At 69.2% G+C, this 24,525-nt stretch carries 24 protein-coding genes; 16 read left to right on the forward strand and 8 right to left on the reverse strand.

Features of this window, described 5'->3' with window-relative positions:
- The first annotated feature begins 65 nt into the window (after positions 1–65).
- The 3 genes from AC6LJ5_RS25265 to AC6LJ5_RS25275 all read left to right on the forward strand — a co-directional run bounded on the left by AC6LJ5_RS25265 (position 66) and on the right by AC6LJ5_RS25275 (position 2,718).
- The gene (locus AC6LJ5_RS25265) at positions 66–872 is read left to right on the forward strand and encodes a MerR family transcriptional regulator (RefSeq protein WP_498141936.1); all 807 of its coding nucleotides are present in this window, start codon (positions 66–68) and stop codon (positions 870–872) included.
- Positions 873–878: 6 nt separating this feature from the next.
- Positions 879–1,808 (forward strand): YobF C-terminal domain-containing protein, encoded by a 930-nt coding sequence (locus tag AC6LJ5_RS25270; RefSeq protein ID WP_103276087.1) that lies wholly within the window; start codon positions 879–881, stop codon positions 1,806–1,808.
- 88 nt (positions 1,809–1,896) lie between these two features.
- Positions 1,897–2,718, forward strand: a complete 822-nt coding sequence (locus tag AC6LJ5_RS25275; protein ID WP_498141937.1) for an alpha/beta fold hydrolase — start codon at positions 1,897–1,899, stop codon at positions 2,716–2,718.
- 15 nt (positions 2,719–2,733) lie between these two features.
- On the opposite strand, the gene AC6LJ5_RS25280 is transcribed toward AC6LJ5_RS25275, so the two are convergent.
- The gene (locus AC6LJ5_RS25280; RefSeq protein WP_498141938.1) at positions 2,734–3,285 is read right to left on the reverse strand and encodes a GNAT family N-acetyltransferase; all 552 of its coding nucleotides are present in this window, start codon (positions 3,283–3,285) and stop codon (positions 2,734–2,736) included.
- 241 nt (positions 3,286–3,526) lie between these two features.
- Between AC6LJ5_RS25280 and AC6LJ5_RS25285 the strand changes: the two genes are divergently transcribed.
- Positions 3,527–4,336: a DUF6348 family protein gene (locus AC6LJ5_RS25285; RefSeq protein ID WP_103276090.1), complete on the forward strand. Its 810-nt coding sequence runs from the start codon at positions 3,527–3,529 to the stop codon at positions 4,334–4,336.
- 29 nt (positions 4,337–4,365) lie between these two features.
- On the opposite strand, the gene AC6LJ5_RS25290 is transcribed toward AC6LJ5_RS25285, so the two are convergent.
- Positions 4,366–5,565 (reverse strand): serine hydrolase domain-containing protein, encoded by a 1,200-nt coding sequence (locus AC6LJ5_RS25290; RefSeq protein WP_498141939.1) that lies wholly within the window; start codon positions 5,563–5,565, stop codon positions 4,366–4,368.
- A 284-nt stretch (positions 5,566–5,849) separates the two neighbouring features.
- Between AC6LJ5_RS25290 and AC6LJ5_RS25295 the strand changes: the two genes are divergently transcribed.
- The 7 genes from AC6LJ5_RS25295 to AC6LJ5_RS25325 are packed head-to-tail and all read left to right on the forward strand — an operon-like array spanning position 5,850 to position 13,971.
- Complete coding sequence (locus AC6LJ5_RS25295) at positions 5,850–7,388, forward strand: amidohydrolase family protein (protein WP_103276092.1); 1,539 nt, start codon at positions 5,850–5,852, stop codon at positions 7,386–7,388.
- A gap of 25 nt (positions 7,389–7,413) precedes the next feature.
- On the forward strand, positions 7,414–8,478 hold the full coding sequence (locus AC6LJ5_RS25300; protein WP_498141940.1) for an ABC transporter substrate-binding protein: 1,065 nt from the start codon (positions 7,414–7,416) through the stop codon (positions 8,476–8,478).
- A gap of 12 nt (positions 8,479–8,490) precedes the next feature.
- Entirely contained in the window at positions 8,491–9,321 is an 831-nt protein-coding gene (locus tag AC6LJ5_RS25305; RefSeq protein WP_392411151.1) for an ABC transporter permease, read from the forward strand.
- The gene (locus AC6LJ5_RS25310) at positions 9,318–10,142 is read left to right on the forward strand and encodes an ABC transporter permease (RefSeq protein ID WP_498141941.1); all 825 of its coding nucleotides are present in this window, start codon (positions 9,318–9,320) and stop codon (positions 10,140–10,142) included. Before AC6LJ5_RS25305 ends, AC6LJ5_RS25310 begins: the two co-directional genes overlap by 4 nt.
- Positions 10,143–10,159: 17 nt before the next feature.
- Positions 10,160–11,020: an ABC transporter ATP-binding protein gene (locus tag AC6LJ5_RS25315; protein WP_103276096.1), complete on the forward strand. Its 861-nt coding sequence runs from the start codon at positions 10,160–10,162 to the stop codon at positions 11,018–11,020.
- Between the two features lie 49 nt (positions 11,021–11,069).
- Positions 11,070–12,431: an LLM class flavin-dependent oxidoreductase gene (locus tag AC6LJ5_RS25320; RefSeq protein WP_498141942.1), complete on the forward strand. Its 1,362-nt coding sequence runs from the start codon at positions 11,070–11,072 to the stop codon at positions 12,429–12,431.
- 49 nt (positions 12,432–12,480) lie between these two features.
- The gene (locus AC6LJ5_RS25325) at positions 12,481–13,971 is read left to right on the forward strand and encodes an FAD/NAD(P)-binding protein (RefSeq protein WP_158658497.1); all 1,491 of its coding nucleotides are present in this window, start codon (positions 12,481–12,483) and stop codon (positions 13,969–13,971) included.
- Here AC6LJ5_RS25325 and AC6LJ5_RS25330 read toward each other — a convergent pair.
- A complete protein-coding gene (locus AC6LJ5_RS25330) occupies positions 13,958–14,830 on the reverse strand; it encodes a helix-turn-helix domain-containing protein (RefSeq protein WP_498141943.1) in 873 nt (290 codons plus the stop codon). The two genes, AC6LJ5_RS25325 and AC6LJ5_RS25330, sit on opposite strands and share 14 nt — an antisense overlap.
- A gap of 223 nt (positions 14,831–15,053) precedes the next feature.
- Between AC6LJ5_RS25330 and AC6LJ5_RS25335 the strand changes: the two genes are divergently transcribed.
- Together AC6LJ5_RS25335 and AC6LJ5_RS25340 are read left to right on the forward strand one after the other, a co-directional pair.
- Positions 15,054–16,214: an FAD-dependent oxidoreductase gene (locus AC6LJ5_RS25335; RefSeq protein ID WP_498141944.1), complete on the forward strand. Its 1,161-nt coding sequence runs from the start codon at positions 15,054–15,056 to the stop codon at positions 16,212–16,214.
- Positions 16,215–16,385: 171 nt separating this feature from the next.
- The gene (locus AC6LJ5_RS25340; RefSeq protein WP_498141945.1) at positions 16,386–16,727 is read left to right on the forward strand and encodes a hypothetical protein; all 342 of its coding nucleotides are present in this window, start codon (positions 16,386–16,388) and stop codon (positions 16,725–16,727) included.
- A 22-nt stretch (positions 16,728–16,749) separates the two neighbouring features.
- Here AC6LJ5_RS25340 and AC6LJ5_RS25345 read toward each other — a convergent pair whose 3' ends face one another.
- Together AC6LJ5_RS25345 and AC6LJ5_RS25350 are read right to left on the reverse strand one after the other, a co-directional pair.
- Positions 16,750–17,532: an alpha/beta fold hydrolase gene (locus tag AC6LJ5_RS25345; RefSeq protein ID WP_498141946.1), complete on the reverse strand. Its 783-nt coding sequence runs from the start codon at positions 17,530–17,532 to the stop codon at positions 16,750–16,752.
- Between the two features lie 70 nt (positions 17,533–17,602).
- Positions 17,603–18,832 (reverse strand): MFS transporter, encoded by a 1,230-nt coding sequence (locus AC6LJ5_RS25350; protein ID WP_498141947.1) that lies wholly within the window; start codon positions 18,830–18,832, stop codon positions 17,603–17,605.
- A gap of 126 nt (positions 18,833–18,958) precedes the next feature.
- On the opposite strand from AC6LJ5_RS25350, the gene AC6LJ5_RS25355 reads away from it, so the two are divergent.
- The 3 genes from AC6LJ5_RS25355 (at position 18,959) to AC6LJ5_RS25365 (ending at position 22,401) form a co-directional block, all read left to right on the forward strand.
- On the forward strand, positions 18,959–19,885 hold the full coding sequence (locus AC6LJ5_RS25355; RefSeq protein WP_103276103.1) for a LysR family transcriptional regulator: 927 nt from the start codon (positions 18,959–18,961) through the stop codon (positions 19,883–19,885).
- Positions 19,886–20,467: 582 nt separating this feature from the next.
- Positions 20,468–20,890 (forward strand): tripartite tricarboxylate transporter TctB family protein, encoded by a 423-nt coding sequence (locus AC6LJ5_RS25360; RefSeq protein ID WP_498141948.1) that lies wholly within the window; start codon positions 20,468–20,470, stop codon positions 20,888–20,890.
- On the forward strand, positions 20,890–22,401 hold the full coding sequence (locus AC6LJ5_RS25365) for a tripartite tricarboxylate transporter permease (protein ID WP_103276653.1): 1,512 nt from the start codon (positions 20,890–20,892) through the stop codon (positions 22,399–22,401). The genes AC6LJ5_RS25360 and AC6LJ5_RS25365 overlap by 1 nt, the downstream gene beginning before the upstream one ends.
- 172 nt (positions 22,402–22,573) lie before the next feature.
- Here AC6LJ5_RS25365 and AC6LJ5_RS25370 read toward each other — a convergent pair whose 3' ends face one another.
- From AC6LJ5_RS25370 to AC6LJ5_RS25380, 3 genes are read right to left on the reverse strand one after another with little or no spacing between them, the layout of a single operon-like run.
- Entirely contained in the window at positions 22,574–22,930 is a 357-nt protein-coding gene (locus tag AC6LJ5_RS25370) for an Hpt domain-containing protein (protein WP_392412365.1), read from the reverse strand.
- 36 nt (positions 22,931–22,966) lie between these two features.
- Entirely contained in the window at positions 22,967–23,638 is a 672-nt protein-coding gene (locus tag AC6LJ5_RS25375; protein ID WP_103276105.1) for a response regulator, read from the reverse strand.
- Positions 23,635–24,096, reverse strand: a complete 462-nt coding sequence (locus AC6LJ5_RS25380; protein ID WP_158658499.1) for a hypothetical protein — start codon at positions 24,094–24,096, stop codon at positions 23,635–23,637. The genes AC6LJ5_RS25375 and AC6LJ5_RS25380 overlap by 4 nt, the downstream gene beginning before the upstream one ends.
- Between the last annotated feature and the right edge of the window lie 429 nt (positions 24,097–24,525).

Here is a 24,525-nt window from a genome sequence, read left to right on the forward strand (position 1 = left end):
GCCCGGGCGGCGGGACGCTCAGTCCGCTTGACCTCGCCCCAGGGGCAAGCCCCACACTCTCGCCCATGACCAACACCCATCTGCTCGCGGGCCGTTTCGGCGCCCTGACCCAGCTGTCGCCGAAGGCATTGCGGCTCTACGCGGATCAGGGTCTGCTGGTGCCCGATCGCATCGACCCGGCCACGGGCTATCGCTATTACGCGATCAGCCAGGCCGCCACGGCCCGGTTGATCGCCCGGCTACGCCGGTTGGGCCTGCCGATGGCCCGCATCGCGCGCCTGCTGGCGCTGGACGAGATGACGCGCGCGGCCGAGCTGCGCGCCTGGCTGGCGGCGCAGGCGGACCGGCTGGCCGAACAGAGTGAGCTGGTGGACGCCATCGTCCGCCGGTCCGCCGACAGCGATGCCGGACTGGCTGGCGCCGTGCGCGTGCGCGACGTGCCCGCTGCCAAGCTGGCGTACCTGCAAACCCATGTCGATATCGACGGCCTGGAACCCTTCGCCGAACACGCCGACGCGACGCTGCGCGACGCCCTGGCCCAAGCCGGCCTGGCCGCCGAAGGCCCGCTGGTGCTGCATTTCCACGAAGCCGTGGGCCATGATGGCGCCGGCCGGATCGAAGCCGCCATCGCCTATGCCGGCCACCTGGAACCCTCGGGCGAATTGAGCCTGCGGCTGCGACCCGCCGGACGCGAAGCCTATCTGCCCGCGCCGGCCGCGCTGCAAACCTATCCACAGGTGCTGCGCCTATACGACGCGATCGAGCGCTGGCTGGAAGGCCAGGCCGGTTCCTGCTGCGCCGGCAGTCCCTACGAAATCCACCCGGGCACCGGCGGCGCCCGCTTCGATGTCGCCTACCCCATCGCACCCTGAGGCTCCATGCGGCACCTGCCCTACATCGGCTCCGGCCCTTACTGCTATGCCAACAGCTTCGCCATGATGTTCGGCGAACACGCCCCGTCCACCGCCGTCATCGAATTCGCCACGGGCAGTCCGTTCGGCATGCAGATGCTCGGGGGCGCGCTGCCGCTGTTCGATCCCCATGGCTGGAATCCGGACGCTGGCTTCGACGGCGCGCTGGCGGCGCTGGGTTGGCGTTCGGACCGCAGTTGCGGCGGCAGCGCGGGCGAGGCGCAGGAACGACTGCACGACGCGCTGGCGCATGGTCCTGCCTGGATCGGTCCGGTCGAGATGGGATACTTCAGGCATCAGCCTGGCATGACGGGGCCGATCCAGGCCGATCACTATGTCGTCGCGCTGGCGATCGAGGACGGCTGCGTGCTGATGCACGACCCGCAAGGCTTCCCCTATGCCACGTTGCCGCTGGCCGACTTCATGGCCGCCTGGGCGGCGGATACCGTGGACTACGGCGCGCCCTACACCTTGCGCACGGGCTTCACGCGCGTCTCGGCGGTCTCGGAGACCGAGGCCATCCGCGCCGCGCTGCCGGCCGCCGCGCGCTGGCTCGCCATGGATCCGCAACGTCCCGTTCCCGCCGGCACGCTGGGCAACGCCGACGCCGCCGAAGCGCTGGCGGACAGGCTGCTCGACGGCTGCGACGACGCGCTCCGGATGCATCTGATCCATTTCGCGGTCCGCGTCGGCGCGCGTCGCGCCAGCGACGCGGCGGCCTGCCTGGCCCGCGCCGGCTGCCCGCAGGCCGCCGCCGTGGCCGCCGAGCAGGCGCGATACATCGGCGCCCTGCAACATCCGCTGGTGACGCGGCGCGATGCCAGCGCGGCCCGGTGCCTGCGCCGGCTGGCGCCGACCTACTCGCGACTGCTCGCGGCCCTGCGCGCGGAGTCCTGAGGCAATCCGCCGGGGACGGGCGCGGGACTGACACGATACGGCCCGGCGCTGTAGCATGGGCGCCTGCTTCAACTCCCAAGGATCAGGCATGGATTCCCTTCAATGGATCACATCCGGGCACGCCCGGCTGGCGGCCAGCGTCTCGGGCCAGGGCACCCCCATCGTGTTCCTGCACGCCGGCGTGTGCGACCGCCGCATGTGGCATGCCGTCGCGCCCCGTTACGCCGCGCGCGGCCGGACCATCGCCTACGACCGGCGCGGCTATGGACTGACCCGCGCCGATCCCGAAGACCATGCCCAGGTCGCGGACCTGCTGGCGGTGCTGGACGCGCTGACGGACGGCGAACCGGCGATCCTGGTGGGCGCATCGGCGGGCGGCCGCGTCGCGCTGGACATGGCGCTGCTGCATCCGGCGCGCGTGCGCGCCCTGGTGCTGGTCGCGCCGAACATCGCGGGCGCGCCCGCGCCCGTCTATGACCCGCCGGTGCAAGCGCAGATGGACGAGCTGCGCCAGGCAGAGGCCGCCGGCGATATGGAACGCGTCAACCGCTGCAAGGCGCGCCAGCTGCTGGACGGCGTGCTCGCCGCCGAGGGCCGCGTGACGGGCGAAACACGGACCTTGTTCCTGGACATGAACGGCATCGCGCTGCGCGCGTCCCCTGGCGGACAGGCGCAGGAGCCCGCCCCCGCCTATCCGCGCCTGGCGGACGTCGCCGCGCCGACGCTGGTGGCCTGGGGCGACCTGGATTTTCCGCATGTGCAGGAACGCTCGCGCCATGCGGCGCGGACGATCCCCGGCGCCGAAGCGCGCGAATTCGTCGGCGCCGGCCATCTGCCCAGCCTGGAAGACCCGGCCGGCTTTGCCGCGCTGCTCGACGACTTCATCCTGCGCCGCGCCGCCGTGGGCTGACGTCGGGCAAACGCGCTACGCCTGCCCGTCCCCGCCGGCCAGCCCTTCTGCGCCAGCTGGCGCAGCGTCGTCGGCCAGCAGGGCCCAACGCTCGTGGTCGCGCCACTGCCCGTCAATCCGCAGATAGCGCGGCGAAAACCCTTCCTTGCGGAACCCGGCGCGCCGCAGCAGCGCGAGGGATGCCGTATTGGCGGGCTGCACGTTCGCTTCCAGGCGATGCAGCCCGAGTTCGCCGAACGCCAGCTCGACCGTGGCGCGCAGGGCCTCGCCCATCATGCCGCTGCCACGGAATTCGGACATGCCGTAATAGCCGAGATAGGCGCTGAGAAAAGCGCCGGCGACGATCTCGTTGATGTTGACCACGCCAACCAGGCGGCCCGACGCGCGTTCGCGCGCGAGCAGGCCCACGTTCGGTCCGGTGAGCGTGCGCGCGAACCAGGCGTCGAAACCCGCCTGGTCCGTCAATGACGCGACCCAGGGCCGATGGTAGTGCTGGTTGGCCTGATTCGCGGCGATCAGGTCGGCGGCGTCGCCGCTACGGAAGCGACGCAGTTCTATCCTGCTCATGGCATGCTCCGGGCGAGCCCGGTGCCCGCGCCAATGGGCTGGCATTATGCCTCAAGGCCAGGCTCCGTCTGAACGCTGCAAACAAGGCGAATTCGCGGGCGCCGGGCGTCAAGGCTTTACCGTGCGTAACCGCGGCTGGACCTGTCACGGCAAGACCGCTATAACTGACGCAGCCCCGCCCGCGCCGCGACGCGCGGACGCGGATTCCGTCTCCTTTACCCCATCCAGAACCCTCCACGACATGGCCTCTTCCGCCACCCCCACTCCCCGCGTCAGCCCGGGCAATCCGGGCGACATCTCCACCTTCGCGATCAACTTCGAAAAAGGCGAGGAAAGCTGGGACGAGCAGATCGACCTGACCGAGCTGCTGCTCGCCGCCCTGCAGGAACGCGACATCCCCGCCACGCGCGACGAGGCCTGGCTGCGCACCGGCGACGGCTTCTGGCTGCTGCCGCAACTGGTGAGCGCGCAGCTGTCCGAGGACGGCAACATGCGGACGTCCACCACCATCCAGGCCTGGCACCCCGAGCTGGCGCCGGAAGGCGTGTTCGAATACCAGCACTCGATCAGCAACGAAGACGCCGTCAGCGCGTTCCGCCGGGGCTTCTCGCAATGGGCCGCGACGGACGCGGTGGCGCTGCGCGACAGCGCCAGCGACGAGCCCGACTGTCCCTGCATGATCATGGAATTCCCGGCCGATGACGGCGGCGCCAGCCTGCGCCGCCGCGTGGTGCTCGGCCCGGTCGCGCACTATGCCGAATCGCCCGCGCCGGCGCAGGACGAAGAGCATCCATTCTGCCCCTGCTGCCTGTTCACGAATTCGCTCGACGCCTTCCACGGCATCCTGCGCGACGGCGGCTATGCCGCGATCCGCCTGTATGCCGCGCGCGACGCCAACGGCGAGATCAGCGCGGACTGCCGCGTCAACGGCGAGGATTATCCGGCCGGGCAGCAGGCCCTGGCCGAATACGTCGGCACCTGGCCGCAGCGCGGCTTCGAGTTCCGCAAGCAGTTGGTGATCGCCCATCTGTACGATGGCGAACCCGGCTGAGCGTCGCCGAGCCGCGACGCCCGGCGCGCCTAGCGCCGGGCGATCGCCCTGAACACGTCGTAGGTGCCGCGCTCGTCCTGCTCGGCGCCATGATCGCTGAGCTTGACGATGACCACGCGCCGGCCGGGATGCACGTAGGTGTACTGGCCGTAGATGCCCATGGCGGAATAGTCCTCGCCGTCATCGGGGCCGCGATGCCACCACTGCGCGGAATAGCCCCAGCCGTCCAGCGGCGTCGTCACCGGCGCCGCGATGCGCGCCACCCAGGCGCCCGGCACCACCTGCCGCCCCGCCACGTATCCCTGGTCCGCCAGCATCTGGCCGACGCGCGCGAAATCGCGCGCGGTGGCGTTGACGCAGCAGAACGCCTTTTCCGTGCCGCCGGCCCGGTCCAGGTTCCAGGAGGCCGGCCGCTCGGCGCCGATGGGCTGCCAGATGTCGCGGGCCAGCAGGTCCGCCAGGTTGCTGCCCGTGGCCCGCGTCAGCGCCATCCCGAGCAGCTGCGTGTCGACGCTGCGATAGGCCGTTGCGCTGCCCGGCGTGAATTCCATCTCGCGGTTGCGCGCGATGAAGCCCGGCAGGTCGCGCGTCAGGTACATGCGCGCCGCGCCGGTGAAGGGCCAGTAGGGCCGATAGTTCTCGGCCACGAACACGCCGGAACGCATGTCGAGCAGGTCGCGCACCGTGACCTTGTCGTAGTCGCCGCCCGTCTTCAGCTCCGGCAGCAGATCCACCAGCCGGTCGCTTTCACGCAGCTTGCCTCGGGCGATGGCCTGCCCGACCAGCAGCGAGACCAGCGACTTGGACATGGACCATGACGACATCGGCGTGCGCGCATCGACCCCGGGCCGGTACCACTCATAGGCCAGCTTGCCATCGCGCAGGATCACGAAGGCATTGGTGTGCGTCAGTTCCAGGAAGCGGTCGAAGGCGATCTGGCCGCCCTTCCAGGGCACGGTCGCGGGCGGCGGCTCGGGCTGCGCGGGCAAGGCCCAGGGCACGGCTGGCGCAACCACCTCGCGCGCCGGGAACAGCTCGCCCCGACGCGACGGTTCCGCCACTTCCAGCTGGTACAGCCTGTAAGGCGGCGGGATGTCCATGACCGTCGTGCCAGCATAGGCGAAGGCGGCCAGGGCCGCGACGCCGGCCAGCAGCCGCCAGGCCAGGCGGCGCTGGCGCGGGGCCGGCGCGGACGCGCCGCCAGCCGGAAAGCGATTGCGGGAATTCATCGGGTAGCGGACATCCGGAACAGGCCACGGCAGCCAGGACGCGATCTTCGCACATCCACGCGCAACCGGGCAGGCCGGTTATGAGGTCATGCCGCATTTAGTCATGCGGCATGACCTCATGCGTCATTTGGTCATGACGCAGTAAGAAACAACCAATCCGTCGTTTGCGCCTTCCGGGACCTCACTTAATGTGGTCAGCCCAGGGTGGCGAGCCCACGGTGATGAACCGCCCCGCCGGCGGGCCGAACCCGCCACCGCCGCCCGCCCGAACCACGGAGCCTCTCATGAACGACCGCCTGCACCCCGCCAAAGCGTCCCGATCCGCCGCCGTGAAAGCGCGGCTGGACCATCCCGTCATCGACACCGACGTGCACGTCAACGACTACGCGCCGGTGCTGGAAGACTATATCCAGCACTACGGCGGCTCCAAGCTGGTGGACGCGCTGCGCAAGGCGCTGGGCTCGCGCTACCCCACACGGCGCGACGGCAAGGACTGGTACCAGCAGACGCCGGCAGAGCGCCATGACAACCGCACGCTGCGCTCGCCGTGGTGGGCGCGGGTCACGCGCAACACGCTGGACCTGGCCACCTACACCCTGCCCGAGCTGTTGTACGAGCGCCTGGCCGAACAGGGCGCGGACTATTCCATCCTGTTCCCGAACGACGTGCTGGCGCCGCTGGGCGCGGGCGACGAGGCGCGCCAGCCGCTGCACCGCGCCATCAACCACTTCCACGCCGACCAGTACCGCAAGTACGCCGACCGCCTCACCCCCGTGGCCGGCATCCCCCTGAACACGCCGCAGGAAGGCATCGAGGAACTGGAGTTCGCGGTCAAGACGCTGGGCCTGAAGGTGATCAACATCGCCGGCGGCGTGAAGCGGCCCATCAAGGCCATCGCCCGCAAGTATCCGGCCGATCAGTACCCGGAGATCGCCCGCCACGCCAGCTATGTCGACTTCTACGGCATCGACAGCGAATACGACTACGACCCGTTCTGGGCCAAGGTGGTCGAGCTGGGCGTGCCCGTCACCACGCACTACGGCAGCCAGGGCTGGACCGGCCGGCAATCCACCAGCAACTACATGTTCAATCACATCGGCCACTTCGCCGACGGCTCGCAGGCCTTCGCCAAGGCGCTGTTCTTCGGCGGCGTGACGCGCCGCTTCCCGAACCTGCGCGTGGCCTTGCTGGAAGGCGGCGCCGACTGGGGCTCGCACGTCTATACGCATCTGGTCGACCGCTGGGAAAAGCGCAACCGCAAGGCGGTGCAGAACTACAACCCGGCCCACGCCGACCTCGCGCTGCTGCAGGATCTGTTCTCGCGCTATGGCGCGGATTTCATCCGTGGCCGCGAACTGGACCCGGCGCAGCTGCTGCGCGACAGCCTGGGCATCTCCGCCCTGCCGCACAGCCGCGAGCCGCACGAGGACGAGCTGGACGATTTCGCCGCCGCCGGCATCGAGTCGGCCGAGGACATCCGCAAGCGCTGGGTGGACAGCTTCTACTTCGGCTCCGAGGCCGACGACCGCACCGTGGCGGCCGCCTTCAACGACCGCGTCCATCCGCTGGGCGCGAAGATCAACGCGATCTGGTCCTCCGACATCGGCCACTGGGACGTGCCCGACCTGACCGAGCCGCTGGCCGAAAGCTGGGACCTGGTCGAACAGGGCGTCATCAGCGAGCAGGACTTCAAGGCCCTGGTGTTCGGCAATCCCTACCGCCTCTACACCGAGGCCAATCCCGATTTCTTCCGGGGCACGGAGATCGAGCGCAAGCTCGCCGCCCGCCCCGCCGCCACCGACACCAAGACCCGCGCCGCCTGACGCCACGCCCTGTATGAGTCCCGCCATGAAGCCCTTGCAGTTCCTTCGCAGATCCCTGGCCGCGCTGGCCCTCCTGGCGGCCGACATCATCCGCATCGGCGTGGCCACCGCCGGCGGCGGCGACCCCATCACCTGGGGCGGCTCGCCCGGCGGCGTGGTGCGCGCCAACAACTGGCTGGAACAGGCCTTCGCGGCCGACGGGGTCAAGGTCGAATGGCTGTTCTTCAAGGGCGCGGGGCCGGCGGTCAACGAGGCGCTGTCCAACAAGCAGATCGACTTCGCCTACCAGGGCGACCTGCCGCAGGTGGTGGGCCGCGCCAACGGCCTGAAGACCAAGCTGCTGGTGGCCAGCGGCGTGCGCAACAACCTCTATCTGGTGGCGCCGGCCGCCTCGCCGCTGTCGTCCATCAAGGACATCCGCGACCACAAGGTATCCATCTTCCGGGGCACCAACGGCCATCTGGTCGCCATCAACGTGCTGGCCGCCCACGGCCTGTCCGAGCGCGACATCAAGGGCGTCAACCTGGACGCGGGCAGCGCCCAGGCCGCGCTGGTGTCCAACGGCGTGGACGCGGCCTTTGGCGGCTATGAATGGTTCAAGGTGCGCGACCAGGGCCTGGCCAAGGTCATCTACAGCACCCAGGGCCAGGATCCCGCGTATACGCGCCAGGCCTCGCTGCTGGTGCGCGAGGAGTTCGAGCGCGACAACCCGGCGCAGGTGCAGAAGGTGGTCGATGTCTTCGTGCGCGCCTCGCGCTGGGCCTCGGACGAGGCCAATCGCGACGCGCTGTTCAAGCTCTGGGAAAAGAGCGGCGTGCCCTACGCGTCCTGGGCCGCCGAGTTCGACAAGCAGGACCTGGCCGCGCGCAACTCGCCGCTGATCGACGACTTCATCATCGCCCGCTACAAGGCGGTGGTGGCCGACGCGCTCAAGCTCAAGCTGATCCGCCGCGAAGTATCGGTGGACGGCTGGTTCGACGACCGCTACCTGAAGCAGGCGCTCAGGACGCAGGGCCTGGAACACTACTGGACCCGCTACGACGCCGCCGGCAAGGCCGTCGCGGGCGAGCGCCAGGCGTCGGCGCGCTGATCGGAGACGCACATGGCCGTCCTGTCCTCTTCCGGCGCCTGGCGCGCCGCGCCGCTGCCGCCCTGGGCGCGCCAGGCCGCCTGGACCGCCGCGCCCTGGCTGCTGCCCGTGCTGCTGCTGGCGCTATGGCACGCGGGCGCCAGCCAGGGCTGGATCTCGCCGCAGGTGCTGCCGCCGCCGGCCTATGTCTGGGAAACGCTGCGCGACCTGGCCGTCAATGGCGACCTGTGGCTCAACACCGCCGCCAGCCTGCGGCGCGTGCTGGCCGGCTTCGCCGCCGGCAGCCTGCTGGGCCTGCTGCTGGGCGTGGCCATGGGCCTGTCGCGCCGGCTCGAAGCCTATCTGCTGCCCACGTTCAACGCGCTGGTGCAGATCCCGGTGCTGGCCTGGCTGCCCTTCGTGCTGCTGCTGGTGGGCATCGGCGAAGCGCTCAAGATCATCCTCATCGCCAAGGCGGCGCTGGTGCCCGTGACCCTCAACACGCTGCAGGGCTTTCGCCAGGCCAGCCCGGCGCTGCGCGAGGTGGGTCGCGTCTATGGCTACACGCGTCGTCAGGAAGTGCTGGAGATCGTGCTGCCGCTGGCCACGCCCACGCTGTTCACCGGCCTGCGGCTGGGCTTCACCAAGGCCTGGCTGTCGCTGGTGGTGGTGGAGCTGGTGGCCTCCAGCGAAGGCCTGGGCTACCTGATCGTGTACGGCCGCCAGCTGTTCCAGCTGGATCTGGTCATGGCCGCCGTGATCGTGGTGGGCGCGATCGGCTACGCCATCGACCGCGCGCTGGACTGGACCGAGACGAAGCTGATCCGCGGCCCGGCCGCCCAGGCGGCGGGAGCGCCGCGATGAGCGCCGCCCCCGCCCTGTCGCGCGACGCCGCCGAAGCGGCCGCCGCGCAGCCGCTGCCCGTCTCGGCCGCCGGTCGCTGGCGCGGGCTGGTCCTGCCCGTGGCCGCCGTGCTGCTGTGGTGGCTGCTGTCCCATGCCGGCCTGGTGAATTCGGCGCTGCTGGTGCCGCCCGAGAAAGTGCTGGCCACCGCCGTCGAGCAGATCTCCGGCGGCAAACTGTGGCGCGCGCTCGGCGCCAGCCTGGCGCGGGAATTCACCGGCTTCGCCATCGGCACCCTCGCCGGCCTGCTGCTGGGCGCGGCGCTGGGCGTGTCGCGCATCTTCAACCGCCTGGCCGGGCCCAGCTTCAACACCTTCAAGCAGATCTCGCTGTTCGCCTGGATCCCGCTGATCTCGGTCTGGTTCGGCCTGGGCGACACCGCCAAGGTGGCGTTCCTGTCGCTGGCCGCGCTGGTGCCGGTGGTGGTCAACACCTGCGACGGCATCAGCCAGACGCCGCCCGCGCTGCTCGAAGTGGCGCGGGTCTATGGCTACACGCGCTGGCAGACCTTCCGCCAGGTGGTGCTGCCGGCCGCCGCGCCGGCCATCTTCACCGGCATCTACCTGGCGCTGATCTATTCCTGGCTCGCCACCATTGGCGCCGAATACCTGCTGGTGGCGGGCATGGGCATCGGCAACCTGCTGATCGAGGGCAGCGAGCACTTCCAGATGGACCTGGTGATCTTCGGCATGTTCGTGGTGGGCACGATCGGCTGGCTCACCAACGCCTCGGCCCGCCTGGCCGAGCGCCGGCTCGCGCGGCTGCGCGGCCGGACACTATGAACGCGGGAGCAACACGCATGGCACAACCCCACACCCTGGACCTGGAACTCAAGGCCGTCGGCAAGCGCTACGCCAGCGCGCAGGCCGAAGGTGGCGCGCTGCAGGTGCTGTCCGGCATCGACCTGCGCATACCGGCCGGCCAGTTCGTGGCCGTGGTCGGCGCCAGCGGCTGCGGCAAGTCCACGCTGCTGCGGCTGATCCTGGGCCTGGACGACGCCCATGACGGCAGCATCACGCTGGGCGGCGCGCCGGTGCTGGGCACCAGCCCGGACCGCGGCATCGTGTTCCAGGACCATCGCCTGTTCCCGTGGCTGAACGTGGCGCAGAACATCGCCGTCGGCCTGCGCAACGCGCCGCGCAGCGCCTCGGAAAAGCGCGAGCTGGTGGCCGAGCACATCGCCCTGGTCGGTCTGGAAGGCTTCGAGCAGTCCTATCCGCACCAGATCTCCGGCGGCATGGCGCAGCGCGTGGCGATCGCGCGCGGCCTGGTCAACCGCCCGCGCGTGCTGCTGCTGGACGAGCCCTTCGGCGCGCTGGACGCGCTGACGCGCGCCCGGCTGCAAACCGAGCTGCAACGCATCTGGCAGAAGGAACGCATCACCATGATCCTGGTGACGCACGATGTCGAGGAAGCGGTCTACCTGGGCGACCGCGTGGTCATCATGCAGCCGCGTCCGGGCCGCATCCGCCGCATCGTCGACGTGCCGCTGCCGCATGCGCGCAACCGCAGCGACCCGCGCTTCATCCGCCTGCGCGACGACGTGCTGTCCGATTTCCTGGAGCCGGACGGCGCCCCCGCCGACGACAGCGCGCCACTGGGCAGCGCCGCCGGCGCGCTGGCGCCGCCGTCGCTGGCCTCGCTGCGCATGGCCTGGTAGGCCGCCCCAACGATATCCCCCCCTCTCATCCGACTAGGAACTCCACGCCATGACCCGCCCTCCGCGCCAGATCAAGCTCGGCGCCTTCCTGATGCAGACCGGCCACCACATCGCCGCCTGGCGCCACCCCGGCGCGCAGGCCGACGCGGCCGTGAACTTCCGCCACTACGTGGATCTGGCCCGGCGCGCCGAGGCCGCCAAGTTCGACGCCATCTTCCTGGCCGACGCGGTCGGCGTGCGCAACACCGACCTGCCTTCCCTGTCGCGCACCGCGCGCAGCGACCACTTCGAGCCGCTCACGCTGCTGTCGGCGCTGGCCGCCGTCACCGAGAAGATCGGCCTGATCGCCACCGTCTCCACCACCTACAACGAGCCCTATCATGTGGCGCGCAAGTTCGCCTCGCTGGACCAGATCAGCGGCGGCCGCTCGGGCTGGAACCTGGTCACATCCAGCGGTCAGGGCGAGGCCCAGAACTTCAACCTGGACGAACACGTGGAGCACGCGCAGCGCTATGCGCGCGCGGCTGAATTCCATGACGTGGTGCTGGGGCTGTGGGACAGCTGGGAGGACGACGCCTTCCTGCGCGACGCCGACAGCGGCCAGTACTTCGACCCCGCCAAGCTGCATCCGCTGCATCATCGCGGCGAGCACTTCAAGGTGCGCGGCCCGCTCAACGTGGCGCGCTCGCCGCAAGGCCGCCCGGTGGTGGTGCAGGCCGGCGCCTCGCCCGCCGGCCGCGACCTGGCCGCGCGCAGCGCCGAAGTCATCTTCGTGGCCCATCAGACCTTCGACGAGGCCCAGTCCTTCTATCGCGACATCAAGCGCCGCGCCGCCGGCTACGGCCGCGACCCCGACTCCATCAAGGTCATGCCCGGCATCTTCCCCGTGGTCGGCCACAGCCAGGCGGAGGCCGACGAGAAGTTCGCCCGCCTGCAGGACCTGATCCACCCCGTGGTCGGAGTACAGCTGCTGTCGAACATGATCGGCGTCGACCTGTCGGGCCATCCGGTGGACGGACCGCTGCCCGAGCTGCCCGAGACCAACGGCGGCCGCAGCCGCCAGCTGCTGCTGACCGATCTGGCCCGCCGCGACGGCCTGACCATCCGCCAGCTGTATCTGAAGATCGCCGGCGCGCGCGGCCATCAGCAAGTGGTGGGCACGCCCGCGCGCATCGCCGACCAGTTGCAGCAATGGTTCGAGGAAGAAGGCGCGGACGGCTTCAACATCATGTCGCCCTGGCTGCCCGGCGGCCTGGACGATTTCATCGAACTGGTGCTGCCGGAACTGCGCCGGCGCGGCCTGTTCCGGCGCGAGTACGCCGGCAGCACATTGCGCGAGCACCTGGGTCTGGCCCGGCCGGCGCACGTGCCGGCCAGCGCCCGCGCGCAGCGTCCCGCCATCGCCGCCTGAGGCCGCCCCCATGCCGGCCCCCGTCACTCAACCAGAACGCATCCGTCCCATGCCCAGCGATTCCACTCCCCATATCGCCATCATCGGCGGCGGCTTCGCCGGCGCCGTCACCGCGCTCAAGCTGGCCCGCGCCGCGCCCCGGCCCCTGGCCATCACCATCGTCGAAAGCCGCCCCGAGCTGGGGCGCGGCATCGCCTACAGCACACGCAACCCGGCGCACCTGATGAACGGGCCGGCAAAGAACTTCACGCTCTATCCGGACCAGCCCGAACACCTGGCCTACTGGCTGCGCAACCAGGCCGAGCGCGACGGCTGGCGCCCGCCCGCCGGCGTGGCCTACGCCGACAGCTTCGCACCGCGACATCTGTATGGCGACTACGTGCAGGCGGAACTGGAGAACGCGCTGGCGCAGGCGCCGCATCCGATCGCGTTCAAGCACCTGGCCGGACGCGCGCGGGATCTGGACGGCGACGGCGCGGCGCGCTGGGCCGTGCGGCTGGAGGACGGACGCCAGCTGCGCGCCGACTACGTGGTGCTGGCCACGGGCCTGTTTCCGCGCACGCTTCATGAAACGGGCCTGGAGCTGGACCCCGAACTGGTCCGGCGCGGCGCGGTGATCGACGACCTGTGGTCCGAGCCGCCGCCCAAGGCGCTGGCGCGGGACCGCGACGTGCTCGTCATCGGCAGCAACCTGTCGGCGCTGGACGCCATGATCCATGCCGACAGCCATGGCTTTCGCGGCGAGTTCCACAGCGTCTCGCGGCGCGGGCTGCTGGTGGCGCCACGGCGCGATGTGCAGCCCTGGCCCTCCTTCCTGGATCCACAGGCCCTGCCCGCGACCCTGCGCGACCTGCTGCGCGCCGTGCAAGCCGCGCGCCGCGACATCGCCAGCGCCGGCGAGGACTGGCAGCGGCTGGCCGGCGCGGTGCGGCCACACCTGCCCGCGTTATGGACGGCGGCCAGCGCCGACGAACGGCTGCGCTTCATCCGCCATCTGCGCCCGTACTGGGAACTGGGACTGCACCGCGCCGCCCCCGAGTCCAACGCCTGGCTGCAGGATGCGCGCCGCGCCGGCCGCTTCCGCCATCACGCAGGCCGCGTGCTGCGCCTGTCGTCCGCCGCCGGTGGCCGCGTCGCGGTCAGCTGGCGCGCGCGCGGCGAATCGCGTCCGCAGACCCTGCTGGTGGACCGCGTATTCAACACGCGCGGTTTCGAGTTCGACTGGACCCGCATCGACGACGCGCTGCTGCGCAATCTGCTGGGCAAGGGCCTGGCCGTGCCGCACGAAACCGGTTTCGGCATCGCCGCAGACCCCGCCACCGGCGAGGTCGCGCAACGCCATGGCCAGCGTCCGGGACTGTATGCCGTGGGTCATCCCTTGCGCGGCGTGTCCTGGGAATCCAACGCCATCGGCGAGCAGATCGCCGGCGCCACCGCGACCGTGACGGCCTTGGCGGAACAGTTGCGGAGCGCGGCGGAAACCGGCTTCTTCCCGTCGGCCGGAACGGGCCTGGGCCGGCAGGCCGTCAGGGCCGCCTGACGTGCTCGCCCAGCAGGCGGTAGAACCAGAACGCTTCGTCCTGCGCGATGCGCGCCTCCAGGCGCGCGGGCGACAGCCCCGTCACGCGGCGCACTTCGCGGCCCAGGTGCGACTGGTCGGCGAAGCCCGCGCCGCCGGCCAGCCCGGCCCAGTCGATTCCGCCGTCCCGGCGATGCGCGGACATGCGCGTCATCGCATCCTCGACCCGCGAATACCGTTGCAGATCGCGATGACTCTGGCCGGTCCAGGCCTTGATGCGCCGCTGGACCTGCCGCAGGCCCTGGCCAGCGCCTGACAGCACCGCCCTGCCCGCCAGTCCGCGCAGCCACTCACCGAGGAAGGGCGCGGGCGCGGCCGGGCGCGCATCGCGCCATAGCGGCGCCAGCGCGTTTTCCACGCGCGCGAACGGCCCGGCATCGGAACCTTCGAAAACGGACAGGCAGGCGTCCAGGAATGCGCGCGACGCAACCTCGGCCAGGGGTGCGATGCCGTCCATCAGCGCCGTGCCGCGCACGCCGGTCAGCCGCGCCAGGTCTTCCGGACGAAACGCCACCGACAAGGCATGCACGGGCCCGGGCGACCAGCTCGCGCGCGGCCGGCGCTGCGGTCCCGCCAAGGTCAGGCGCGGCAAGGGCGCGGACAGCGCCGGCTCGCCCGTCACCGTCCCAACCATCTGGACCGGGTACAGCGCGCCCTCGAAGATCCAGGACACCACCGCCAGCGGCGTCGCCGGGTAGTAGTTGAAACGCTCGGCATCGGACAGCGCCAGCGCGCGCGTGTCGCGCTCCACGGCGGCGAACACGCCGGAGGCCGGCGCGCGACGCGGCAACAGCAGGCGGGATGAGGATGAGCAGGACATGGCGCGTGTCGGAACGAGTGAAGAAAAGGGCTGGGCATACGCCTGACGCAAGCGCCCGGACGGCGCGTGCCGGACGCCGCCGCGCGCGTCGTTTCCGTTCTATACCCGGACCCGGGCCAGGAACAGAATCGGCGTCATGCGCGGCTGCGCCACGGCACTGTACTGCGGCGCCGGCGTTCCCGCCAGAATCCCGCAACCGCAAGACACGCATCCCGGAGTTCACATGCCCATCAAGCACGTCGCCATCGTCGGCGCCGGCATCGGCGGCCTGGCCGCCGCGCTCGCCATCCGCCAGGCCGGCCTGAGCGTTTCAGTCTATGACCAGGCCTCCCGACTGGAGCCGCTGGGCGCCAGCCTCACCCTCTGGCCCAACGCCATGCGCTGCCTGCGCGCGCTGGGCGTGGCCGAACCCCTGCTGCGCGCGGGCGCGCGGATTCTGTCCACCGAGGCGCGCTCGCTGCGTGGCGACATGCTGGCCTGCGTGCCCATGCAACGCTTCTACGACGAAGCCGGCGAGCCGGGCATCTGCGTCACGCGCGCCGACGTACAGCGCGTGCTGCTCGATGCGCTGGGCGCGGAACACGTGACCTTGAGCCGCCGGCTGGAATCGCTGAGCCAGGACGCAGGCGGCGTGGCATTGCGCTTTCGCGACGGCGCCGAGGCGCGGGCCGATCTGCTGATCGGCGCCGACGGCCTGCGCTCCACCGTGAGACGCCTGCTGTTCGACGACGGCCCGCCGCGCTACGCGGGCTATGGCGCCTGGCTGGGCCTGAGCGACACCGACCATCCCCGCCTGTCGCGCGAAAGCGCCGTCGAGATCTATGGCGCCGGCGAACGCCTGGGCGTGATCGACTCGGGCGACGGCCTGTACTACTGGTATTTCATCGAGAACCGCGCGCAGCCGGTCGATGGGGTGGTCCATTGCACCGCCGGCAACCTGCTGCCCCGGCTGGCGGACTGGCCGGACTATGCGCGCCAGCTGGCCACGTCGACGCGCGCCCGCAGCCTGCAATACCTGTCGTTCTTTCACCGGCCGGCCCGCCGCGGCCCCTGGGGCCGGGACCGCGCGCTGCTGCTGGGCGACGCCATCCATCCCTACTTGCCCAACCTGGGGCAAGGCGCCTGCCAGGCCATCGAGGACGCGCATGTGCTGGGCATCATGCTGGCGCAAGGGCTGGAGGATCAGCCCTTGCTGACCCGCTATCAGTCCGCGCGGGCGCGCCGCACGGCCATGCTGGGACGCGATTCGGTCAGGCTGGGACGTTTCGCCCAGGCCGGCGGTCCCACATCGAGCCGCCTGCGCGACCTGGCGCTGCGCAGCGTGCCCGACTGGGTGCACGCGCGGCGGACACGGCAACAGTTCGGCATAGGCGAAACGCGCTAGCCGAAGGAGGACCCGCCACTGAACACCTCAATGCGTCTCTCGACAGATCGCCTGCATCATCACTTTTATATTCGGACACATTTCTGGAAAAACTGATACTCAGATGATAGGATTGCGGCGCCCTGCATATGCAGGGCATGCGCACGTCAATCAAACTCAATGGGACGCTATATGCTTATCTGGCGCGGGTATGGTCTTTTGGTCTTAGTCGCACTCGTCGTGGGCATCCTGCTATCCATCTACATCGAACGGCACTTTCTGGAAGCATCCGTTCTCGCGGCATATCCCAAACTCGCGGATTGCATTGGCTTGTGGCTGGGCGCGGCGATCCTCTATGGCATCAGCCGACTTGTCGATCGCAGCAACGAACCCCGCACGTTCATCGACAAGGCAACGGGCCGGGAAATCGTGGTCCAGGCCAAGCACGACCTGTTCTTCATTCCGCTGAAGTACTGGCCGCTACTGCTCATGGCGCTGGGTGTCGTCATGCTCTTCACGGAACGCAAACTCTAGCCCCCTTTCCTGGCCCGCAAGCTCAATCGCGCGCCCTGAGCCACTGCCCCACCACGTCCAGCACCACGCGGCTTTGCTCGCGGTGCGGCACGTGGCCGCAGTTCTCCAGCAGCAGATGACGGCCACCCGTCAGCGCGGCGATGCGCTCGGGGTGCGCGGGTGAGCCATACTCGTCCACTTCCCCATGCAACGCCAGCACCGGGCAACGCACCTGGCGCAATGCCTCGTCCAGGGTCCAGTCGGTGAATGCGGGCGAGAGCCAGTTGTCGACCCAAGCGCCCAACACCCAGGCGGCTTTTTCGCCGTGGTATTTCTTCAGCCGGTCGAGCTGGCCGGGCTCGGCGAAGCCGCGCTTGGCGTCGGCCACGCCGGCGACCGTGCGGTCCTCGGCGAAGGCCTGCGCCGATTCGGTGATCAGCGCGCGGCAATCCGAGGCATGGCGCGCGGCGACATTGACGGCCATGCCGCCGCCCACGCTGTGGCCGAACGCGACAAAGGGACCGATGTCCAACGCGTCGCGCAGGCGGGCGAAATCACCGTCCGCTTCCTCTTCGATGAACCCCCGGACCAGCGTGGCGGGATTGGGGTCCGACAAGCCGAAGCCCAGCCGGTCGTAGGCGATGACCGCGCGGCCGGTTTCACTGGCCAGCTGTTCGGGAAAATCGCGCCACAGCGCCACGCAACCGAGCGAGTCATGGAACAGCACGACGGGCGCGCCGGCCGCGCCGGCCGGATCCCAGCGCCGCGCGTAAAGGCGGCCCTTGGCGGTATCCACGTGAACATCCTGGCTGGCGATGACAGACATGTAGCGATTCCTGTGCCTGCGCGCGGACCTTCCGCGCGCCATGGCCGGATTATAGGAAACAGCGGATCGCCTAGGCGGCGCGCCCCTGGACATGCCGGCCGCCACGCGGCCACAACAGCGCCGCGATGGCCGGAACCAGGCAGCTCGCCGCCAGCAGCAGATTGGCTCGCAGGCCCAGCGCGTCCACCGTGGGCACGCCCAGCAGCGAGCCGGCGGCGATGCCCAGGTTGAAGGCCGACACGAACCAGGCCGTCGCCGGCTCGACCGCATCCGGCGCCGCGCGCAGCATCCACAATTGCAGCGATACCGACACGCCGCCATAAGCCAGGCCCCAGGCCAGCAGCAGGACGCCGGCGGCCAGCGGCCTGTCGCCCAGCCAGGCGTGCAGCGTCAGCACCAGGGCCAGCGCGGCGACGATGGCCAGCAGCACCGGCCGCTCCCGCCGCGCCGCGCCCAGGCCGGCGACGAAGTTGCCCGCCACGCCCGCGACGCCATAAGCGAACAGCAGCGGTCCGATCCAGTCCCCGGCGAAACCGGCGCGCGTTTCCAGCAGCGGCCGCACGAAGGTGTAGGCCATGAAGTGGGCGGCCACCAGCGACAGCGTGATGACGACGCCACGGCGCAATCCGGGGTTATGCAACGCGGCCATCAAGGCCGGGGCGCGCAGCGAGCGGGTCGTCGGCAGGGCCGGCAGCAGCCGCGCGTTCAGCGCCAGGGCCAGCAGGCACAAAGCGCTCATCGCGCCGAAAGCCGCTCGCCAGCCGGCCAGCGCGCCGATGGCCGCGCCCAACGGCACGCCCAGCACCGAGGCCACCGCCACGCCGCCGAAGATCACGGACGTGGCCAATGCCACGGCGGCCGGCGGCGCCAGGCGGCCCGCCAGCCCGCCCGCAATGGACCAGATGCCGCCGATGCAAAAGCCCACCAGCGCGCGCGCCGCCAGCAAGGCAGGCAGGTTCGGCGCCAGCGCGCTGGCCGCATTGGCCAGTGCCAGCGCCGCCAGCAAGGCGCACAGCACGCGGCGGCGATCAGCCCCGCCCGCCCACAGCACCGCCAGCGGCGCGCACAGCGCGGCCAGCAGCGAAGGCACGAACAGCAGCAGGCCGCCCATGCCGGTGGACATGCGCAGTTCATCGGCGATGGGCGCCAGCAGGCCCACCGGCAGCATCTCGGACGTGACGACGCAGAAGGTGCTCAGGCCGGCGGCGGCCACGGCGGGCCAGTCGGCGCGTTCGGGAACAGCGGGAATGGCGGCGGCGGATGCCGGCGCGGCGGTCGTGGCGGTCGTGGCGGAATGCATGTCGGATCGATGGAAAAAACAGCGGCGCGGGAAAGCGGAACCTGTCGGCCCCTGATGTGCTGTCCCAGTCTACTGATTCCATTGCGCTGATAAAGTATCTGAATTGCCAAACACTGGGGACAATCCGTGGACAATAAGACCCTGGCCGGCATCGACCACATCGGCGATCTGCGGGCCTTCGTGCGCGTGGCCGACGCCTGCAACTTCACGCTGGCCGCCGAACGCCTGGGCCTGACGCGCTCGGCCGTGGGCAAGTGCGTCGCCCGGCTGGAGGCGGGACTGGGGGTGCGCCTGTTGCACCGGAGCACGCGCAGCGTCAGCCTGAGCGACGAGGGCCGGCTGTTCTATGAACATGCCGCGCGCATCCTGTCGGAAGTGGACAACGCGGCCGGCGCGATGGCGCGCCGCAAACAGACGCCGCGCGGGCGCCTGCGCATCGACGTGCCGGTGTCGCTGGGCCGGCTGCACGTCCTGCCCCTGGTGCGCGAGTACCTGGACCGCTGGCCCGACGTCGAGGCCGAGCTGAGCTTTTCCGACGACTATTCCGACCTGGTGCGCGACGGCATCGACCTGGCCATCCGCATCGGCGGCGACGGCGACAGCCGGCTGGTGCGGCGCGTGCTGGCGCCGCACCGCCTGATCACCTGCGCGTCGCCGGCCTACCTGGCGCGTCACGGCATGCCGGCGACGCTGGACGAACTGCCACGCCACCAGGTCTTGGCTTTCGTCCATGCCGGCGCCGTCGTGCCGTGGCGCTACTCGGCCGGTGGCGAAGAACGCCAGCTGCATGTGGCGGGACGCCTGCGGCTGGGCAATACCGAGGCCTTGCGCGACGCCGCGCTGGCCGGCGCGGGCATCGCGCAGCTGGGCGCGTTCCTGGTCGGCGAAGACCTGCGCGCCGGCCGGCTGACGCCGGTGTTGGAGACCGTCGCGCCGCCCGGCGCGCCGGTCTGCGCCATCTATCCGCACCGGCGCCATCTGCCGCCCAAGGTGCGCCACCTGATCGACGCCATCGCCGCGCGCTGGCGGCAGTCGCTGCCCTGGCCGGCCTGAACGCGCCGGACAGCAAAATGAAACGCGGCGCGCGCGTTCTGTCCGACGCGCGCGCCGCCGCTCGCATCACCGCCACGGTGCGCGCCGGCGATTTGCGTCATCGACTCGCGCAACGGATCAAATCACGAACGTGGATCCCGCTATTACTGATTTTCCACGCACCAATTCAGCATTCAGACAGCAACTATTCAGCATCCAGAAAGCTTGCATTCAACTCTCGGACATCGATGGTTCAGCCGCGCGTCGGCTGGCGTTCAGCAGTCTGTTGCTTTGATGCTCTAGGTGTATACGCGTAGCCGTGTATTTCGCCACGTTCTCGACAGCCGACTGAAAGCGCCGCCCCCTAGTATCGCGCTCAGCGCAATCCAACGCGCATGCGCGACCGCATGCTTGCTGGACACGCGCGAGCCGCCGCGCAGCACAGACGTTACGTGCATGAGCAAGCCGCAAAAGACCGGCCCCATGCGCGTTGCGGCGGCAAGAAAACCAACCAGGGATAGTCGGAAGGAAAGAGGACATGAAGCTATGCGCAAGACGCCGCCCGTCACCGGCGGCACGGACCGGGGACCGTCCGTCATGAACATGAACAATCGCAATTTCGTCAGGGGCCTGTTCCTGATCGTCTTCGCGCTGATCTTTGGCGGCGTGGCAACCACCTATCCCCTGGGCACGCTCAGCCGCTCCGGCGCCGGCATGTTCCCGCTGCTGGTCAGCGGCTGCCTCGCCCTGATCGGCCTGATCACCGTCATCCGCTCGCGCTACGTGGAGCCGGCGCCGCTGAGCTACAGCGTCAAGAACATCGCCATCATCCTGGCCAGCCTGTGCGGTTTCGTGCTGATCTCGCACTTCCTGAACATGCTGCTGGGCATCGTCTTCCTGGTGTTCTGCTCGACGCTGGCCGGCACCTCGTACTCGGTGGTGCGCAACGTCAAGATTTCGGTCGGCCTGATCGCGGTCGCCTTCGCCTTCAAACATCTCCTGGGCCTGGGGCTGCCGATACTATGATGGAAATTCTGAACAACCTCGCGTTCGGCTTCGAGCACGCGCTGACGCTGGAAAACCTGATGTACTGCGCGCTCGGCTGCACGGTCGGCACGCTCATCGGCCTGCTGCCCGGCCTGGGACCGCTGTCCACCATCAGCCTGCTGCTGCCCATCACCTACACCATTCCCACCGGCGGCGCGCTCATCATGCTGGCGGGTATCTATTACGGCGCGCAGTATGGCGACAGCGTCAGCGCCATCACCATGAAGATCCCGCACGCCAGCAGCATCGTGGCGTGTATCGACGGCTACCAGATGAATCTGAAGGGCAAGACCGGGCTGGCGCTGTTCACGGCCGGCCTGTCCAGCTTCATCGGCGGCACCGTGGCCATCGTGGTGCTGTCGACCATGGCGCCGGCGCTGGGCGAAGTCGGCCTGCTGTTCGGTCCGGCCGACTACTGCGCGCTGATGCTGCTGGGCTTCTTCTGCGTCAGCTTCGTCAGCGCGGGCAGCCTGCTCAACGGCCTGGCCATGGCGCTGATCGGCATCCTGCTGGGTTCGATCGGCACCGACGTCAACAGCGGCCTGGCCCGCTACACCATGGACATGGCCTTCCTGCAGGACGGCGTGGGCCTGATCAGCATCGCGCTGGGCTGCTTCGGCATCGCCGAGATCGTCAAGAACCTGGACGCGCGCAACACGCTGACGCCCTTCAACGGCAAGATCAAGCTGCTGCCCACCTGGCCGGAATTCAAGCGCATCATTCCCAGCGCGCTGCGCGGCAGCGTCATCGGCTCGGTGCTGGGCATCCTGCCCGGCGGCGGCCCGACCATCGCGCAGTTCGCCGCCTATGCCGCCGACAAGCGCTTCAGCAAGCACCGCGAAGAGATCGGCAGCGGCGCGATCGAGGGCGTGGCCGGCCAGGCCGCGGCCGACGAGGCCGCCGCGCGCACCAGCTTCATCCCGCTCATGGCCATCGGCATTCCCGAGAACGCCGTGATGGCGCTGATGCTGGCGGCCTTCATCGTCAAGGGCATCCAGCCCGGCCCCAACATGATCGGCACCCACCCGGACCTGTTCTGGGGCCTGGTCGCCAGCATGTGGATCGGCAACTGCTTCCTGCTGATCCTGAACGTGCCGCTGGTGCGCTACTGGCTGTCGGTGTTCAAGATCCCGTACACGGTGCTGTTCCCGTCCATCCTGTTCTTCTGCTGCATCGGCACCTTCAGCATCAACAACAGCCTGGACGATATCTACATTACGGCTGTCTTCGGCGCCATCGGCTACCTGTTCATGCGCCTGGGCATGGAACCGGCGCCGCTGATGCTGGGCTTCATCCTGGGACCGATGCTGGAAGAGAACTTCCGCCGCGCCATGCTGCTCAGCCGTGGCGACTTCAGCACCTTCGTCACGCGCCCGATCAGCGGCACGCTGTTCGGCGTGATCGGCCTGATCGTGGTCTGGCAGCTGGTGTCCTTCATGCGCAACAGCCGCAAGAAGGACGCGCCGGCCCTGCATACACAGGAAGAGTAAGGGTCTCGTCGGACGCCAAGGCGTCCTGACCCGGCGGCTCGGGCATGCGGGCCGGAAGCGGATACGACAGGTTCAGAGCGAGTCGCTTCGTGCGGGCTCGCTTCCAGGATCATGCGTATCCTGACAGCGGCGATCATGGAGCACCCGACGCCTGCGCGCAGGGCGACGGCGCTCAGGACGACACATCGTCGTCCAGATCGGCCGGCAAGGCATCCAGCGTTTCCATGAGTTCGGCGCGCAGGGCCGGCCAGAGCCCGGCGAACACCTCGATGCCTTCCTCGCGCAGCACGTGCTGCAGGCCCTTGCACAGCTCGGCCAGTTCGACGCTGCCCAGCGACAGCAGCCCGCCGCAAAGCGCGTGCAGCTCGCGCCATATGGCTTCCGGATCATGCGTGATCAGGGCGCGGCTGATCACCCCGCAGGACGCGTCGGTGGCCTGGCGCATCGCCACCAGGATGGCCTTGGGAAAAACGTTGGCGCGCGTGCGCCTGTCTCGTGAACCGGCACTGCTGTCCTCGTCGGCGTCCATGCCTGTCTCCATGCGTCGGCGCGCCCGGTCGCGGCCTCAGCCGTCGGCCCGGGCGTCGGTCAGGCCTTCCACGTCCAGACCCTCGACCGTCTCGCGGTAGCGGATCAGGTCGGCATCGCGGGTGATGCCCAGCTTGCGCATGGCGGCCAGCTTCTGCGCGCTGATGGTCTTCTTGCTGCGGTGGAGCTTTTCGGCGATTTCGGTGACCTTATAGCCCTCTCGGAACAGGCGGACGATCTCGGACTCGCGTTTGGACAGGTTCGACGCGGCGCCGGATCCGGGCCTGCGCAGCAGCTCCACGACGGTCGGAGACAGGTACTGCCCCTGGGTCACGGCGGCATGCACCGCGGCCACCAGATGCGACATCGCGTCCGACTTGCTGACCACGCACTGCACGCCGATCTTCTGCATGGCGCGGAACACGGGAGGCGAATCCAGCATGGTCATGGTCACGATGCGCAGTTGCGGGTAGCGGCGGGCCAGATAGGCAAGCAGCGTCAGGCCGTCGCCGTACTGCTGTCCCGGCATCACGTAGTCCAGCACCACCACGTCGTAGCTGCCGGCGTCCAGCTTCACGATCAGCTCGGTGGTATTGGAGACCACCGCGCCGACCTGGATGGTCGGCACCGCCGCAAGGGTCTGCGCGATGCCATGCCCGGTGACGGGATGGTCGTCCGCGATGATGACGCTTACTCCGAATTCGTTCATTGATCCCCCCACGCCAACGAGCAGGCGTTTCCCTCGATACCTGTCCGCGCGTCATGCGCGACCATCCACTGCGCTTCGAAACCTCTTGCCTTCCGCATCGAGCCGGCGCCGTCCGGAAGATGCGCGTCCGCGAAGGGCCTCGCCTTCATTGCGCCGCATCCGCCCGCGAGCGCTGTTCGCCGGATTATCCGGCATTCCGGCGCGCGGCGTAATGCCGGCGCGGCGCGATCACGGGCGTGGCGCGATGCCTTCTCGCGCGCGCCATTGTCGCCGGCCAGAACCTGCATCGCGGCGGGCTCGTGACGCGCGCCATGCGGCTCGAAGCCATGCGCCAGAAAACTTCGAAATCGCAAAGAGGCATGACCGGCGCGCGGCTCATCCGCGCCGCCAGGAGTATCGATTGACAGCCCAAGCCCGAAAAAAAGGCCCGATGCGGGGCCATGTATTTCCAACGCCATGCACCAAGCCTCTGTCGGATTAACTGTGAGCAAGTGTAGGAACTATCCGACTTTGCTCACATCAGACGAAGACCGATTCAAGCTTAGGTTTAATAAGACTAGTCTTATTAAATTGCGTGGAAATGGCAACTAGGGACATAAGATTCCCACCATCTGGCTCAGGATTTTTCCTATTTTTGGGACTTAGGCCTATGCCTTGAGTCATCCAATCCTGGCTTGCAATGTTGCATCCTGTCGCATTCCTCCCGCCCGCCCGGATTCGCTCCTCCCACGTGGGATGACCACCATGCGCCGCCGCCCCGCGCTCGATCCGACCGTCCTGCGCCGACCGCAAGTGCCTAGGCGCATTCTTTTTCATTCATTTGAACTAGAGATTTGATTCATTCATTTGAATGAACTATTCTGAATGCTCCAATCACTAAGAAGGAG

The sequence above is a fragment of the Achromobacter sp. 1011791174 genome (assembly GCF_059760925.1).

What these genes read in the sequence shown, in the direction of transcription:
- AC6LJ5_RS25265 (WP_498141936.1), top strand. Translation starts at nt 66, where the DNA reads ATGACCAACACCCATCTGCTCGCGGGCCGTTTCGGCGCCCTGACCCAG.
- AC6LJ5_RS25270 (WP_103276087.1), top strand. Translation starts at nt 879, where the DNA reads ATGCGGCACCTGCCCTACATCGGCTCCGGCCCTTACTGCTATGCCAAC.
- AC6LJ5_RS25275 (WP_498141937.1), top strand. Translation starts at nt 1,897, where the DNA reads ATGGATTCCCTTCAATGGATCACATCCGGGCACGCCCGGCTGGCGGCC.
- AC6LJ5_RS25280 (WP_498141938.1), bottom strand. Translation starts at nt 3,285, where the DNA reads ATGAGCAGGATAGAACTGCGTCGCTTCCGTAGCGGCGACGCCGCCGAC.
- AC6LJ5_RS25285 (WP_103276090.1), top strand. Translation starts at nt 3,527, where the DNA reads ATGGCCTCTTCCGCCACCCCCACTCCCCGCGTCAGCCCGGGCAATCCG.
- AC6LJ5_RS25290 (WP_498141939.1), bottom strand. Translation starts at nt 5,565, where the DNA reads ATGAATTCCCGCAATCGCTTTCCGGCTGGCGGCGCGTCCGCGCCGGCC.
- AC6LJ5_RS25295 (WP_103276092.1), top strand. Translation starts at nt 5,850, where the DNA reads ATGAACGACCGCCTGCACCCCGCCAAAGCGTCCCGATCCGCCGCCGTG.
- AC6LJ5_RS25300 (WP_498141940.1), top strand. Translation starts at nt 7,414, where the DNA reads ATGAAGCCCTTGCAGTTCCTTCGCAGATCCCTGGCCGCGCTGGCCCTC.
- AC6LJ5_RS25305 (WP_392411151.1), top strand. Translation starts at nt 8,491, where the DNA reads ATGGCCGTCCTGTCCTCTTCCGGCGCCTGGCGCGCCGCGCCGCTGCCG.
- AC6LJ5_RS25310 (WP_498141941.1), top strand. Translation starts at nt 9,318, where the DNA reads ATGAGCGCCGCCCCCGCCCTGTCGCGCGACGCCGCCGAAGCGGCCGCC.
- AC6LJ5_RS25315 (WP_103276096.1), top strand. Translation starts at nt 10,160, where the DNA reads ATGGCACAACCCCACACCCTGGACCTGGAACTCAAGGCCGTCGGCAAG.
- AC6LJ5_RS25320 (WP_498141942.1), top strand. Translation starts at nt 11,070, where the DNA reads ATGACCCGCCCTCCGCGCCAGATCAAGCTCGGCGCCTTCCTGATGCAG.
- AC6LJ5_RS25325 (WP_158658497.1), top strand. Translation starts at nt 12,481, where the DNA reads ATGCCCAGCGATTCCACTCCCCATATCGCCATCATCGGCGGCGGCTTC.
- AC6LJ5_RS25330 (WP_498141943.1), bottom strand. Translation starts at nt 14,830, where the DNA reads ATGTCCTGCTCATCCTCATCCCGCCTGCTGTTGCCGCGTCGCGCGCCG.
- AC6LJ5_RS25335 (WP_498141944.1), top strand. Translation starts at nt 15,054, where the DNA reads ATGCCCATCAAGCACGTCGCCATCGTCGGCGCCGGCATCGGCGGCCTG.
- AC6LJ5_RS25340 (WP_498141945.1), top strand. Translation starts at nt 16,386, where the DNA reads ATGCTTATCTGGCGCGGGTATGGTCTTTTGGTCTTAGTCGCACTCGTC.
- AC6LJ5_RS25345 (WP_498141946.1), bottom strand. Translation starts at nt 17,532, where the DNA reads ATGTCTGTCATCGCCAGCCAGGATGTTCACGTGGATACCGCCAAGGGC.
- AC6LJ5_RS25350 (WP_498141947.1), bottom strand. Translation starts at nt 18,832, where the DNA reads ATGCATTCCGCCACGACCGCCACGACCGCCGCGCCGGCATCCGCCGCC.
- AC6LJ5_RS25360 (WP_498141948.1), top strand. Translation starts at nt 20,468, where the DNA reads ATGAACAATCGCAATTTCGTCAGGGGCCTGTTCCTGATCGTCTTCGCG.
- AC6LJ5_RS25365 (WP_103276653.1), top strand. Translation starts at nt 20,890, where the DNA reads ATGGAAATTCTGAACAACCTCGCGTTCGGCTTCGAGCACGCGCTGACG.
- AC6LJ5_RS25370 (WP_392412365.1), bottom strand. Translation starts at nt 22,930, where the DNA reads ATGGACGCCGACGAGGACAGCAGTGCCGGTTCACGAGACAGGCGCACG.
- AC6LJ5_RS25375 (WP_103276105.1), bottom strand. Translation starts at nt 23,638, where the DNA reads ATGAACGAATTCGGAGTAAGCGTCATCATCGCGGACGACCATCCCGTC.
- AC6LJ5_RS25380 (WP_158658499.1), bottom strand. Translation starts at nt 24,096, where the DNA reads ATGGCGTTGGAAATACATGGCCCCGCATCGGGCCTTTTTTTCGGGCTT.